11 protein-coding genes and 2 pseudogenes are annotated in these 13,527 nt (G+C 60.1%); 10 read left to right on the forward strand and 3 right to left on the reverse strand.

The features are described 5' to 3' along the window. The 5 genes and pseudogenes from AC33YF_RS10120 to AC33YF_RS10140 form a co-directional block, all read left to right on the forward strand. Positions 1-191: pseudogene (locus AC33YF_RS10120) on the forward strand (ammonia channel protein); the annotation flags it as partial. A 201-nt stretch (positions 192-392) separates the two neighbouring features. Further along, on the forward strand, positions 393-1,595 hold the full coding sequence (locus AC33YF_RS10125) for an aminotransferase class I/II-fold pyridoxal phosphate-dependent enzyme (protein ID WP_491777085.1): 1,203 nt from the start codon (positions 393-395) through the stop codon (positions 1,593-1,595). Positions 1,596-1,599: 4 nt separating this feature from the next. Beyond that, positions 1,600-4,116: a DNA translocase FtsK gene (locus AC33YF_RS10130; protein ID WP_491777086.1), complete on the forward strand. Its 2,517-nt coding sequence runs from the start codon at positions 1,600-1,602 to the stop codon at positions 4,114-4,116. A gap of 126 nt (positions 4,117-4,242) precedes the next feature. After that, the gene (locus AC33YF_RS10135; RefSeq protein ID WP_491777087.1) at positions 4,243-5,055 is read left to right on the forward strand and encodes a LolA family protein; all 813 of its coding nucleotides are present in this window, start codon (positions 4,243-4,245) and stop codon (positions 5,053-5,055) included. Between the two features lie 345 nt (positions 5,056-5,400). Continuing rightward, positions 5,401-6,222 carry an exodeoxyribonuclease III gene (locus tag AC33YF_RS10140; RefSeq protein ID WP_491777088.1) on the forward strand — a complete coding sequence of 274 codons (822 nt, stop codon included), beginning with the start codon at positions 5,401-5,403 and terminating at the stop codon, positions 6,220-6,222. A 23-nt stretch (positions 6,223-6,245) separates the two neighbouring features. Here AC33YF_RS10140 and AC33YF_RS10145 read toward each other — a convergent pair whose 3' ends face one another. Next, positions 6,246-6,935, reverse strand: a complete 690-nt coding sequence (locus AC33YF_RS10145) for a response regulator transcription factor (RefSeq protein WP_491777089.1) — start codon at positions 6,933-6,935, stop codon at positions 6,246-6,248. A 149-nt stretch (positions 6,936-7,084) separates the two neighbouring features. Here AC33YF_RS10145 and AC33YF_RS10150 point away from each other — a divergent pair, with 149 nt between their 5' ends. After that, the gene (locus tag AC33YF_RS10150) at positions 7,085-7,612 is read left to right on the forward strand and encodes a L,D-transpeptidase family protein (protein WP_491777090.1); all 528 of its coding nucleotides are present in this window, start codon (positions 7,085-7,087) and stop codon (positions 7,610-7,612) included. A 10-nt stretch (positions 7,613-7,622) separates the two neighbouring features. On the opposite strand, the gene AC33YF_RS10155 is transcribed toward AC33YF_RS10150, so the two are convergent. Continuing rightward, on the reverse strand, positions 7,623-8,318 hold the full coding sequence (locus AC33YF_RS10155) for a YggS family pyridoxal phosphate-dependent enzyme (RefSeq protein ID WP_491777091.1): 696 nt from the start codon (positions 8,316-8,318) through the stop codon (positions 7,623-7,625). Positions 8,319-8,465: 147 nt separating this feature from the next. On the opposite strand from AC33YF_RS10155, the gene leuS reads away from it, so the two are divergent. From leuS to pyrE, 4 genes are all read left to right on the forward strand, one after another. Continuing rightward, positions 8,466-11,072 (forward strand): leucine--tRNA ligase, encoded by a 2,607-nt coding sequence (leuS, locus tag AC33YF_RS10160; RefSeq protein WP_491777095.1) that lies wholly within the window; start codon positions 8,466-8,468, stop codon positions 11,070-11,072. Beyond that, positions 11,059-11,583 carry a hypothetical protein gene (locus tag AC33YF_RS10165; RefSeq protein WP_491777092.1) on the forward strand — a complete coding sequence of 175 codons (525 nt, stop codon included), beginning with the start codon at positions 11,059-11,061 and terminating at the stop codon, positions 11,581-11,583. The genes leuS and AC33YF_RS10165 overlap by 14 nt, the downstream gene beginning before the upstream one ends. A 68-nt stretch (positions 11,584-11,651) precedes the next feature. Beyond that, positions 11,652-12,653, forward strand: coding sequence for a DNA polymerase III subunit delta (gene holA, locus AC33YF_RS10170; RefSeq protein ID WP_491777093.1), 1,002 nt, complete (start codon positions 11,652-11,654; stop codon positions 12,651-12,653). Positions 12,654-12,709: 56 nt separating this feature from the next. Next, the gene (gene pyrE / locus AC33YF_RS10175; RefSeq protein ID WP_491777094.1) at positions 12,710-13,297 is read left to right on the forward strand and encodes an orotate phosphoribosyltransferase; all 588 of its coding nucleotides are present in this window, start codon (positions 12,710-12,712) and stop codon (positions 13,295-13,297) included. A gap of 26 nt (positions 13,298-13,323) precedes the next feature. On the opposite strand, the pseudogene AC33YF_RS10180 reads toward pyrE, so the two are convergent. Beyond that, positions 13,324-13,527, reverse strand: a pseudogene (locus AC33YF_RS10180) (hypothetical protein); the annotation flags it as partial.

Genomic DNA, 13,527 nt, shown 5'->3' on the forward strand with positions numbered 1-13,527 from the left:
CCGGTCTGTTGGAAGGCAATGCCGGTCAGGTGATCACCCAGATCTGGGGCATCGTCGCCACCATCGTGTGGTGCGCCATCGCGACCTTCGTAATCCTGATCATCACCAACATTCTGGTGGGTGTCCGGGTGAGCGAACCGGTCGAGATCGAGGGCTTGGACATCAACCTGCATGGAGAGGTCGTCCAATAAGCCTTCGCGCAAACAAAGAGGGGCAAGAAGATTGGAGAATGTGAGCTAGGTCTCCTCCTCCCTTGACAACTAGCTCTACCTTGGGCCCCGGCGTCACTTCAGACGCCGGGGTCTTTTTTCTATATAACGCAGCACTCGCCAAGTACGGCTACTGGCTGAACATTGCCGCTTGACGAGACTTGGCCTACACGCAAGAGCGCCATGTCCGACACACAGACCGCTCTCGAAACTCTCATCCAGTCGCCGTTCGCGCGGCTCAACGCGTTGCTGGCAGACATACCGCCCGGCGCCGATCCCATACTGTTCTCGCTCGGGGAACCGTACACGGCGTTGCCGCCGTTCGTGCAACCTGTGCTGCAGGAGTATGTCGCAGCTTTCGGCAAGTACCCGCCCATTCGCGGCATTCCGGAATTACGCGAGGCGATCTGCAGCTGGCTCGCGCGGCGCTACCCAGCACTTACGGATGTCGTGGACCCGGAACGCCACGTGCTCCCGCTGAACGGCTCGCGTGAGGGATTGTTTTCTGCCATCTTCCCGGCGATCGCCCGCAAGCCGGCTATTCCAAACCCGTCGGTCCTCATCCCGAACCCGTTCTATCAGGTGTATGCCGCGGCCGCGGCGGCAGCCGGGACAGAGCCTGTCTTTCTGCGTTCAGGGGCAGATACGGGATTCCTACCCGATCTCGACAGCCTGGACTCGGCACTGCTCGGACGAACGGTCGCGCTCTATATGTGTTCGCCGTCGAACCCCGAAGGCGCCGTGGCCACCCCCGCCTATCTTGAAAAGGCGATTCGTCTGGCGCGTGCTCACGATTTTCTGCTGTTTGCCGATGAGTGCTACTCGGAGATCTATGGCAATACACCGCCTGCTGGGGCGTTGGAGGTCGCGCAAGCGCGTAGCGGCACCCTTACCAACATTGTTTCGTTCCAGTCTCTTTCGAAGCGATCGGGGCTGCCTGGCCTTCGGTCGGGCTTCGTCGCCGGCGACCCGGACTTCCTCGCGGCCTTTGGACGATTTCGCAACGTTGCGTGCCCGCAAGTGCCTTTGCCGATCCAGCACGTGTCCGTGGCGGCATGGACTGATGAGGACCATGTGCGGCACGCCCGCGCCTTCTATCAGGCCAATTTCGACATCGCCGACTCACTCCTCCAGGGCCGTTTCGGTTATTCCCGGCCTGAGGGGGGCTTTTTTCTTTGGCTGAATTTGGCCGATTTTGGGGGTTGCGAGGAGGCGACGAAAACCCTTTGGAAAGGATGTGGCGTCAAAGTCCTCCCAGGGACCTATCTGACGGCGTCGCAGGGCGGCCAGGCCGATCACGGCCGGGACTTCGTCCGCCTTGCGCTCGTCCATGATGCGGACACAACGCGCGACGGCCTTTCGCGGATCGTCGCCACATTGGGCTAGAGGGATGGCAGTAGCAGGCAGATCAGAACCAAAACGGCGGCTGTTACCCAGCACGGTGGCACACGGGCTGCGCCGCATCACATTCAGCACCTATGGTTTTCTTCTCATCGCGGCCGCCTGCGCGGTCTGGCTGGCCCTGGCGACCTGGTCCGTTCACGATCCTAGTCTGAACAACGCGACCCCCGTCGTTCCACGCAACATTTTGGGCGGCTGGGGCGCTATCGTCGCCGATCTCGGCGTCCAATCCCTGGGTCTCGCGACGATCTTCCTGTTTTTGCCTCTGGCCGCCTGGGGTTGGCATCTCGTGGCCAATACGGTGCCTGACAAAATCAAATACCGTCTCTTGGCGTGGCCAATCGCCGGGCTCCTGTTGTCCGCCGCGTTCGCCGGACTACCGCAGCCGCGAAGCTGGCCACTGCCCAATGGGCTCGGCGGGATCCTTGGAGATTTCATCATGGCGGGGGCGCATGTGATCGGGCCCTTTCTTCCACAGTCTGCCGTGTCGTTTGTCGCTGGTCTTGTGTTCCTGATCGCCGGCTTCGGCTTGTTGTTCTTTGCAAGCGGCACCAGCGCATCGAAGCTTGTGAGCCTTTGGGCACCTCGGCCTGCTGCCGCCGAGGAATGGGCCAACGCTTGGCTTGGCGCCGCCATGCATGTGGGTATCGACACCTTCGCGCGTCTGCGCCGCCTGTTCCGCCGAGGGGCCGGCCCCGCAGCTGCAGGCAGCACGGCGTATGAGGCCGACGAGGATCTAGAGCCAGACGTCGAGCCTCAGGACGGGGCTTGGACATACGACGAAGAACAGCCGAAGCAGCTGACCTACGACGATGGCCGTATCGAACCGTCGTTCGGCCCAGCGCCGCTCGTCGAAAGCCAGTATCACGACGAGGGCGAAGACGGCGCCGGCACGGTCGGCGCCGACTACCGCATAACGCGCACCAAAGAACCAAAGAGGTTGCCGGTTCGCAAGCAAAAGCGCATCGCAGCAAACCCGACCGGCGCGCCCTTCGAAGCGCCGTCAGTCAAACTGCTGCAGCCCAGGGCTCGCGTTGCGCGCGGCGCTGGCATCAGCGACGAAACGCTTCAGGAAAATGCACGCGAACTCGAGGGCGTGCTTCAGGACTTCGGCGTGAAAGGCGAGATCACCAATGTGCGCCCCGGCCCTGTGGTCACACTCTACGAACTGGAACCCGCGCCGGGCACGAAGTCTTCGCGCGTCATCGGCCTCGCCGACGATATTGCCCGGTCCATGAGCGCCGTTGCCGCACGCGTTGCTGTGGTCCCGGGCCGAAATGCTATCGGTATCGAGCTGCCGAACGAACAGCGAGAAATGGTAATGCTCCGTGAACTGTTTGAAACGCGGGACTTCCAAGACACAGACCAACGGCTCGCACTAGCGCTTGGAAAGACCATCGGCGGCGAGCCTATGGTTGCCGATTTATCGCGCATGCCACATCTACTTATCGCCGGCACGACCGGCTCGGGTAAGTCGGTCGGCATCAACACGATGATCCTCTCGCTGCTGTATCGTATGTCTCCTGAGCAGTGCAAGTTCATCATGATCGACCCGAAGATGCTCGAACTATCGGTATATGATGGCATTCCGCACCTACTGGCGCCCGTGGTCACCGACCCGAAAAAGGCCGTGGTCGCTCTAAAATGGACCGTGCGCGAGATGGAAGAGCGCTACAAGCGTATGTCCAAGCTCGGCGTCCGCGACATCAAAGGCTACAATGCCCGGATCGCGCAGGCGGAAGCAAAGGGCGAGACCCTTACACGCACGGTGCAAACCGGATTCGACCGCGAGACGGGCCAGGCAATCTACGAACAAGAAGAGATGAACTATGAGGCGATGCCGTACATCGTCGTGATCGTCGACGAGATGGCCGATCTCATGATGGTTGCCGGCAAGGACATCGAGGCAGCCGTTCAACGGCTGGCGCAAATGGCGCGCGCCGCAGGCATTCACTTGATCACCGCGACCCAGCGGCCGAGCGTCGACGTCATTACCGGCACGATCAAGGCGAACTTCCCTACACGAATTAGCTTCATGGTGACGTCCAAGATCGACAGCCGCACGATCCTCGGCGAACAGGGGGCCGAGCAACTCCTGGGCCAAGGCGATATGCTCTATATGGCTGGTGGCGGACGCATCATTCGTGTTCACGGCCCATTCGTGTCGGATGATGAGGTGGAGAAAGTTGTCCGCCATCTGAAGAAGCAGGGCGTCCCAGCCTATCTTGATGCCATCACCGAAGACGACGAGGCGGCGAGCGGCGAGGAGGGGGGAGCACCCGAATATGGCGATGGCAGCAACGAACTCTACGATCAGGCCGTAGCCGTCGTCCTTCGCGACAAAAAGGTCTCTACGAGCTACATCCAGCGGAGGCTGGGGATAGGCTACAATCGTGCCGCCACTCTGATCGAACGCATGGAACAAGAAGGTTTGATCGGGCCCGCCAACCATGCCGGCAAACGTGAGATTTTGGTTGGGAACGACGAGGCCTCGGCCCCCTACTAGTGCATCCTGCCAGCCCCCGCGACAAAACGGATCGTCGCCAAGAAGTTGACGAGATTCTGCGGAATTGTTTATTCGGAAGCGTTGAACACGGACGCTCTCCAAACGGGCTTCGATAATGGGGGATCCATGACGAAAGGCTGCGCCGCACGAGCCGCCGCAGGTCTACCAGTTGCGCTCTGCCTGACCATGGGTTTCGCCTTTGCCCAGGGCTCTTCGACCACCGTGACCAAGACACCTGCGCTCCAAGCTCTACCCGCAGGGACAGCACGCCCTCCGATCGACCAGACCGTAATTCCAGCGCCGGTTGAAGACTTCGTACCGGAGAAGGTTGATGAGGGCTCGAGCTGGCAAGTCGCGGTGGAACAGGCGAAAGGTCCAACCCCGCTGGTAGGACAGCAACAGGCGGCAGCGGTCCGAAAGATCAATGCCTATTTCAATGGCATGACCAGCCTTGAGGGGAATTTCAGTCAGACGGACGCCAACAACAAGCGTACAAATGGCCGTTTCTACGTGCTGCGCCCGGGCAAGATCCGCTTCGACTATGCGCCGCCTAGCCCTTTACGCATCGTCGCGGACGGCCACTCGCTGGGAATCCAGGACAAAAACCTGAAGACGGTCGAGAAATACCCCATCAAGTCCACCCCGTTCCGGCTCTTACTCGCGAAGACGGTTGATCTGGGGCGTGATGCCAAGATTGTCGGCGTGGAAAAGGACGATGGCCGGCTTGCCATAACCCTCGAGGATCGCAAGGGAACTTCCGGCCACATCCGGCTTTTGTTCAAATCGGGAGCAAGTCTCGAGCTGCAGGAGTGGACGATCACCGACGCCCAGGGCCTGATAACCCGGGTCACGGTGGACAGTCTGGTGCGAGGCCGCAAGAAGTCGCCATCTTTCTTCAAGATCAAGGAAGAGACTAATCCATTCAGAATGGGTGGTTAAATCAGATACTTACCAGAAAACCTTCATCGAATTTACCAATTATCAGGTTTTCTGAGATGAGCCCTTGAACTCGTCCGTGGAACTGCATATTTACGGTTTAGAAGCGGACCACATCGCTTTTATCGGCAGTGCCCCCCGTCTAGCCGAAGATGTGGTCTGCTCGAGCCGGCTTCCCTCCCGGCTCGCGCGAAGAACGCGCTTTAAGGCGTCCGGCCCTGCGCAGGGGTTGGACGCCTTTTTCTTCGCCCCATCGCATCTCGCATTCGCCGACCATCCCCAAGAAACACGACTGCCGTGCGTCGTCGCCGTTGCGCGCGGGCCGGGGACGGAATAGCAAGCCACATGATGCGGTTTAGGTTGGCCACTTGGAACATCAACTCCGTACGACTGCGGCTCGATTTGGTTGAGCGCTTCGTGCAGGCAGAGTCTCCCGACGTGCTGTGCCTCCAAGAGATCAAATGCCAGGAGCAACAGTTCCCGCGTGCCGCATTCGAAGCAATGGGGTATCCGCACATCGCCGTCACCGGCCAGAAGGGCTATCACGGCGTGGCCACCGTCTCGCGAATTCCCCTTAAGAAGACCGGCCGCCTGGACCTGTGCGGCGACGGGCACGCGCGCCACATCTCAGTCGTCCTAGACGATGGCTCAACTAGCAGCAAACTTTTGATTTTACACAATTTCTATGTGCCCGCAGGCGGCGATATCCCCGATCCAGACGCCAACGACAAGTTTAGGCATAAGCTCGACTTCCTCGATGCCCTCACCGAATGGTCGAAGGCGCACAGGACGAAGTCGAAGAACCGAATGATCCTCGTTGGCGATCTGAACGTCGCACCCCTGCCAAACGATGTGTGGTCGCACAAACAGCTCCTGAAAGTCGTTAGTCACACGCCGCCGGAAACGACGCGCATGGCGCAAGCGCTGGCATCGCATGACTGGATTGACGTCATGCGGCGTCATGTGCCGCCCGAGGAAAGCCTGTTCACATGGTGGAGCTATCGCAATCGGGACTGGCGCGCATCCAACCGCGGGCGCCGCCTCGACCACATTTGGACAACACCGGCGCTTGACGGCTCAGCGGTCACGATGCGCGTTCTGGACGAGACGCGCGACTGGGAACGTACGTCGGACCACGTTCCCGTCATTGCGGATTTCGAGACTGACTGAACGGCTTTTCTGCGAGCCAGAGCTTAAGGTACGAGCTTGTAGCCACCCGTCTCAGTGATCAAAAGCTCCGCCTGAGACGGATCCTTTTCAATCTTCTGACGCAAACGGTAGATGTGCGTTTCGAGGGTGTGGGTGGTAACCCCGGCATTGTAGCCCCAGACCTCATGCAGCAGGACGTCGCGCGTCACAACGCGCTCTCCGGCGCGGTAGAGATACTTGAGGATCGACGTCTCTTTCTCTGTGAGCCGTATCTTCTTGCCGCCATCCGCCTCGAGAAGCAGCTTTGAGGCCGGTTTGAATGTGTACGGCCCAATTGTGAAAACGGCGTCCTCGCTTTGCTCATGCTGGCGAAGCTGAGCGCGGATCCGCGCCAGAAGAACGCCCAGACGAAATGGCTTGGTGACGTAGTCATTCGCACCCGATTCAAGCCCAAGGATAGTGTCGGCATCGGAGCCTTGGCCGGTCAGCATGATGATGGGGCCCTTGAACCCGCCACGCCGCAAGAGTTTGCAAGCTTCTCGCCCGTCCAGGTCTGGAAGGCCTACATCCAGCAGGACGAGGTCGACGTGGCCGTTGCGGGCAAGCTTGAGGCCGTCTTGCGCAGTTGAGGCCAGCTCCGTCTCAAACTCCTCGTGAAGCGACAGCTGCTCGCTCAGGGACTCGCGCAGCTCATCGTCGTCATCGATGATGAGGATCTTGCGCGCATTGCTCATGGGGAGGTCCTTCCCGACTGTTGGTTGCCAAGTGTGTGTTGCTGGTCGCCAGCATTACAGTTTCTGGGTACATGTTCTTAAGGGGGGCAAAGCGAAGCTACAAGTATATCGATTCTCTCGCGAAATGGCGAATGGAGGCCCATACGGGCATGAAAAGGCCACGGTCCATTGTTGTCCGACGCGCTCCTGGCCGACCGACAGAAGCGCGCGTGCAGTTCAGCCACAGCGTCAGGCGCGCGGCGATTGGCCGGGGCGGACTTAAGGTCATCAAACGCGAGGGCGACGGGGGAACCCCAATTGGCGCGCTGCCTGTCCGCACGATCCTGTACCGAGCGGACCGCCTGCTAAGACCGCGCACAGCGCTGCCTCTTCGAGCGATTGGCCCAAGAGACGGTTGGTGCGACGATCCGAGCGACCGAAATTACAACCGACCTGTCCGCATTCCGTATGGTCGCAGCAGCGAATCCATGATGCGAACGGACGCCCTCTACGACATCGTGTTTGTCCTGGGCCACAACGATAGGCCGCGGGTACGCGGCCGTGGCAGCGCAATCTTTATGCATGTAGCTCGTCCCGGCTACACGCCGACCGAAGGCTGCATCGCGTTTTCGATGAAAGACCTGCGGGCTGTCGTTGATGAGCTGCTCCACGGCGGCCGCCTGCTGGTCGTGCCTTAGCCGAAAGACGCTACTCTAGAAGCACGCGCTCTCCGAAAATGGCAGTGCCAATTCGCACATAGGTCGCCCCAAAGGCGATCGCGGTTTCGAAATCGGCGCTCATGCCCATGCTAAGCTCAGGAAGCTTCAGCTCAGCCGCGAGCTTTGCCAGCAATGCAAAATGCATCGCAGGCTCCTCATCGAGCGGCGGGATGCACATCAGGCCCACCACGGGGAGATTGAAGGTCTCTTTGCAGACGGACACGAAAGCCGCAACGTCCTCGGGCCCCACTCCTGCTTTCTGCGGCTCTTCGCCGGTATTTACTTGAACGAAGCAGCGCGGGCGCTTGCCCGCTCGTTCCATCTCTTCGGCGAGGACCCGAGCGAGTTTGGGCCGATCCACGGTCTGTATGGCGTCGAACAGCGATACCGCATCCCTCGCTTTGTTCGTCTGAAGTGGACCAATGAGGTGGAGTTCAATATCTGGGTGTAGCTCCTTCAGAGCGGGCCACTTGCCCAAGGCCTCTTGCACGCGGTTCTCTCCGAAGACGCGCTGGCCCGCCTCGATAGCATCCTCGACAGCCGCGGCTGGCATGGTCTTGCTGACGGCAACAAGCTCAACGGAGCCGATAGGCCGGTCCGCGCCTTCGCACGCAAGACGTATCTCCTCCCGAACGAGGTTGAGCCGGCCCGGAATCTCAGCAGCAGAGTGAGTCTCAGCGGTCATACGGAATACCTGTTCCCACATTAGCCGGGGCATTGCCCATGTCCAAGGGCGCTTGGCCTGGCGATCTGTGTCGAGTCAGGGCGCGCTTGACCCGGTTAGCGATTTGGTTTCGATTGCCGCGCAATCGACAAAACCGTTGGGGTGACCATGGCCGCGGACCGCTACGACGCGCCGGCACGTGAAAAACACTGGCAGAAGGCCTGGGACGATAAGGGCCTCTTCAAGGCTGAAGAGGACGACAAGCGCCCAAAGTACTACGTGCTCGAGATGTTCCCCTATCCGTCGGGTCGAATTCACATGGGCCATGTGCGGAACTACACGATGGGCGATGTCGTCGCTCGGTTCATGCGCGCACGCGGTTACAACGTCCTTCATCCCATGGGTTGGGACGCCTTCGGCCTTCCGGCCGAGAATGCCGCTATCGAGCGCGGTGTCCATCCTCGGCAGTGGACCTACGACAATATCGCGACAATGCGCGGCCAATTGAAAAGCATGGGTCTGTCGCTGGATTGGTCGCGAGAGATCGCTACGTGCGACCTGGACTACTACCATCAGCAGCAGAAGCTATTTCTCGATATGCTCGCCGCTGGTCTTGTGGACCGCAAGACAAGGAAGGTGAATTGGGATCCGGTTGATAACACCGTGCTCGCCAATGAGCAGGTCATCGACGGGCGAGGTTGGCGCTCGGGCGCGCTCGTCGAGCAGCGTGAACAGCCAGAATGGGTTTTCAAGATCACCGACTATGCGCAGGACTTATTGGACGCACTCGAAGCGCTCGAGCGCTGGCCGGAAAAAGTGCGTCTAATGCAGGCCAATTGGATTGGACGCTCCGAGGGCTTGTTGCTGAAATTCGAAACGGCGTCCGGCACAGCACCTGACGGCTTCGATACGGTCGAGGTCTTTACAACGCGTCCTGACACGCTCTTCGGCGCGTCCTTCGTTGCCATTGCTCCCGATCACTCGCTCGCCCAAGCCGTTGCGGCTTCCGATCCAGAAGCCCGCGTCTTCGTCGAGGAGTGCCAGCGACACGGTACAAGCGCCGCAGAACTCGAAACGCTGGAGAAGAAGGGCTTCGACACCGGCGTGCGCGTCGTTCACCCGACCATTGGGGGGGGCGAACTGCCCGTCTACATCGCCAACTTCATCCTTATGGATTACGGCACGGGCGCCGTCTTCGGCTGCCCGGCGCACGACCAACGTGACTTAGAGTTCGCCCGGGCCTATGAGCTCCCGGTTCTCCCTGTCGTAATGCCGTCAGGCGCCGATCCAAAGACATTTGAGATCGGCGACGAAGCGTATACGGGCGACGGTACGCTGTTTAACTCGGGGTTTCTCGATGGCTTAGCCGTCCCGGACGCAAAGAACGCGATGGCCGATCGCTTAGCGGCGCGGGAGGTCGCTGGAGCGCCTCAGGGCGTGCGCCAGACGCAATTCCGCTTACGAGACTGGGGCATTTCGCGCCAGCGCTACTGGGGTTGCCCAATCCCCATGATTCATTGCAACGCCTGCGGGCTGGTGCCCGTTCCGGACGAAGACCTTCCTGTCGAACTGCCCGAAGACGTCACGTTTGATGTTCCCGGTAACCCGCTCGACCGGCATCCCACCTGGAAGGACGTGATCTGCCCCAAATGCCGCGGGGCCGCCGTTCGCGAGACCGACACGATGGACACATTCGTCGACTCGTCCTGGTACTTCGCGCGCTTCTGCTCGCCTCGCGCAAAAGTACCCATGGACCCAAACGCCGTGGGCTATTGGCTGCCAGTCGATCAGTACATTGGTGGCGTGGAGCACGCGATCTTGCACCTGCTCTATGCTCGGTTTTTCACACGCGCAATGCACAAGACCAGGCACGTTGCTTTAGACGAGCCGTTCCAGGGCTTGTTTACGCAAGGCATGGTGACGCACGAGACGTACAAAGACGAAGCCGGCAAATGGCTCTTCCCCGAGGAAGTCACCACCCAGGGCGGAAAGTCTGTACACGTCTCAACTGGAGCGCCGGTGACGATCGGCCCCGTCGAATCCATGTCGAAATCGAAAAAGAATGTCGTCGATCCGGACAGCATTATCGGCACCTACGGTGCGGATACAGCGCGATGGTTCATGCTGTCCGATACACCGCCAGAGCGGGATATCGAGTGGACCACGGGTGGTGTCGACGGCGCGCATCGTTTCTTGCAACGCCTCTGGCGCCTCTCCGGCGACGTCGCGCAAAAAGGCGCGCCTCCGGGATCGCCTTGCCCGACCGACTTGGACGACGACGCCCTTGCGCTGCGCCGGGCGACCCACAAAACCATCGCTGCGGTCACCAGCGCCGTCGAAAGGCTCAGATTCAATTCAGCCGTCGCGCAGATTTATGAGCTCGCGGGAACGCTGTCTTCCGGTCTTCAAACCGACGAACTGTCCGAAGGGCAAGCCTTCGCACTTCGAGAGGCCGCCGAGGCTCTCGTACGGCTGGCCGCGCCTATGGTGCCACATTTGGCGGAGGAATGTTGGAAAATACTTGGAAATCAGGGGCTTGTAGCCGAGCAAGCCTGGCCAGAGGCTGATTCTGAGCTGCTGACCGAGGACACGGTCACAATCGCCGTGCAGGTAAATGGCAAAAGGCGGGGCGAATTGACGATTGCGCGAGACGCCGTGAAGGAAGATATTGAGGCAGCGGCGCTTGCGCTGGATCCAGTCGCGCGCGCCATTGAGGGACGGGAAATTCGGAAGATTGTGGTCGTGCCACTGAGGATCGTCAATGTGGTCGCGTAGTCGCGCCTTTGCTGCGCTTTTGGTGGCTGCCATCGCTGGGCCGGCCCTGGCCGGTTGCGGCTTCCAACCGCTTTACGGCAGCAGGACGACAACTGCCAGCGGGACCCAGCTCTCGGAGGCCATGGCGGCGGTTGACGTTCAACCAATCCCAGGCCGTGTCGGACAGAAGGTCCGCAATGAGCTGATCTTCTCCAACAACGGCGGTAGCCGGCCAGCGCCGCCGCGCTACAAACTCACCATTGCCCTGAAGGAGCAGGATATCCAGCAGCTCGTCCAGGTCACGGGTAACGCGCGTGGACAGGTCTACCAACTACAGGCCCAGTACAAGCTTGTTGATGTCGCCAGCGGCCGGGTACTGCATGAAGGCACAGCTGTTTCGCGCGCGCCATACACTCGATTCCAAGAAGTCTTTGCCAATGTCCGAGCCCGTTACAACGCCGAAGACCGGGCGGCCAAAACAGTTTCGGAGAGCATAAAGAGCCAGCTGGCGGCCTATCTTGCGACGACATAGCCAACGCCGACAGCAGGGCCCTCTTCTGAGGGCTTGCGGGCACTAAAGCTGCGTGGTGGCCTAGCCCCATGGTTGCCTACAAAGCCGCTGCCGTTCCAGCATTTTTGCGCGCCCCTGACCCTTCTTGCCGGGCCATGTTGGTCTATGGGCCAGATGCGGGTCTCGTCTCCGAGCGGGCCGCTACTCTCGCACAGGTCTTTGCCGAGAGCCTCGGACAGGACACAGAAGTTGTGCGCCTGGACGACCGGGATTTCGCGGAGGACCCTGGACGCATTGCGGTGGAGTGCCGAACACCATCAATGTTCTCGTCGAGCAAGATCGTACGCGCAAAGGCCGGTGTCCGGCTCGATGTCGGTACGCTCAAAGCCCTGTTCGAGGAACCCGCGGATAACCCGCTTATTGTTGAAGCAGGCAACTTACGTCCCGATTCGGCTTTGCGAAAACTTTTCGAGAAGCACGGCGAGGCGGTGGCGCTCCCCTGCTATGCAGCTGAACGGGACCTCTCGGATCTGATTGACGCCGAGCTGGCGAAGAGCAACCTGTCCATCGACCGAGAAACAAAAGCGTATCTGATGGGGCGCCTTGGCGCCGACCAGGCGCTCTCTCGAGGCGAGGTCGCAAAGCTTGCCCTCTTCGCACAAGGATCAAGCGAGGTTACACACGACGACGTTGCGGCGATCGTTGGCGATGCGGCCGAGATCGCGCTCGATAATTTCGTCTATGCCGTGAGTGCGGGCGATGCTGCGGTAGCTTTGCGCGAACTTAATCGTTTGGCCGCGTCGGGAACAGATCGGACTGTGGCACTCGGATCTCTGTCGCGCCATTTCACCAGGCTCTACGTCGTGGCCACACATCCCGGGACGCTGGAAGATGGCGCGAAGAAGCTGAGGCCACCCCTACACTACAAGCGACGCGACATGTTCCTCAGCCATTGCCGCAAATGGGGCACCAGGCGCTTGGCAAGCGCTTTACCCTTAATTCAAGAGGCCGTGCGCCGAACCCGCCGCAGTCCAGACTTAGCCTCGGCCTTCAGCGAACGCCTTCTTCTCGCGCTTGCGTCGAAGGTTTGACGCCACGCCACCGCGTTCTTATGGATAGGCGCAGATCACCAACCGAGGGATGCGCGATGGATCGCAACACTGCCGGTCTCGACCCGGTCACGTTTGAACGCCGCAACAGGCTATTCATGCTCTTGCAAGCTCGGGCCTTCCGGCGGGGAAAGGTGATTCTCGCCTCTGGAAAGGAGAGCGAGTACTACTTCGACATGAAGCCGGCGATGCTCGACCCCGATGGCGCGGAGTTGATGGCTGAGCTGATTCTCGATGAGCTTAAGGGAATCGACGCGGACGCCGTCGGTGGTCTTGAAATGGGCGCGGTTCCCCTCATTGCGCCGGTCGCAATGAAGTCCCCCACATATGGACGGTATCTGCCTGGGTTCTTTGTACGCAAAGCGGTCAAGGATCATGGCACCGGGAAGCGCGTCGATGGAAACGACATTGCTGGCAAGGCCGTTGTCATTCTCGAAGACGTAACAACAACCGGCGGATCTGCTATGGATGCCGTCAAGGCTGTCGAAGATGCAGGCGCCACCGTATCCCTGGTGATATCGATTCTAGATCGAGGAGAGGGTGCGGCAGAGCTCTATGCCGAAGCAGGCGTTCCATTCAAGTCGCTGTTTACAGCTGATGAGTTTCTTGCGGCCGATCCAGCATAAGGTCCGTGTACGTCTTAATTCGGAGCTTAACGCTTAGGTGCTCGCATCAGCCTTTCGCGCAAGTCCTCGAGCTGATCGAAGTTCGTATAGCGAATGCGCAACTCGCCGCGCTCACCGCGACCACTTCTAATCTCAACCCGCAGACCTAAGGCCTCGTGCAATTCCGTCTCGGCGGCACGCGTGTCGGCGTCCTTGCCAGCCTTTTGCTTTGTCTTGCCCTTCGATTTTTC

This window comes from Methyloceanibacter sp. (genome assembly GCF_058506495.1).

Bases quoted from the DNA above. Each gene is read 5' to 3' on its own strand.
- AC33YF_RS10155 (WP_491777091.1), bottom strand. From the start codon at position 8,318: ATGACCGCTGAGACTCACTCTGCTGCTGAGATTCCGGGCCGGCTCAAC.
- AC33YF_RS10165 (WP_491777092.1), top strand. From the start codon at position 11,059: ATGTGGTCGCGTAGTCGCGCCTTTGCTGCGCTTTTGGTGGCTGCCATC.
- pyrE (WP_491777094.1), top strand. From the start codon at position 12,710: ATGGATCGCAACACTGCCGGTCTCGACCCGGTCACGTTTGAACGCCGC.
- leuS (WP_491777095.1), top strand. From the start codon at position 8,466: ATGGCCGCGGACCGCTACGACGCGCCGGCACGTGAAAAACACTGGCAG.
- AC33YF_RS10150 (WP_491777090.1), top strand. From the start codon at position 7,085: ATGAAAAGGCCACGGTCCATTGTTGTCCGACGCGCTCCTGGCCGACCG.
- AC33YF_RS10135 (WP_491777087.1), top strand. From the start codon at position 4,243: ATGACGAAAGGCTGCGCCGCACGAGCCGCCGCAGGTCTACCAGTTGCG.
- AC33YF_RS10130 (WP_491777086.1), top strand. From the start codon at position 1,600: ATGGCAGTAGCAGGCAGATCAGAACCAAAACGGCGGCTGTTACCCAGC.
- AC33YF_RS10145 (WP_491777089.1), bottom strand. From the start codon at position 6,935: ATGAGCAATGCGCGCAAGATCCTCATCATCGATGACGACGATGAGCTG.
- AC33YF_RS10125 (WP_491777085.1), top strand. From the start codon at position 393: ATGTCCGACACACAGACCGCTCTCGAAACTCTCATCCAGTCGCCGTTC.
- holA (WP_491777093.1), top strand. From the start codon at position 11,652: ATGGTTGCCTACAAAGCCGCTGCCGTTCCAGCATTTTTGCGCGCCCCT.
- AC33YF_RS10140 (WP_491777088.1), top strand. From the start codon at position 5,401: ATGCGGTTTAGGTTGGCCACTTGGAACATCAACTCCGTACGACTGCGG.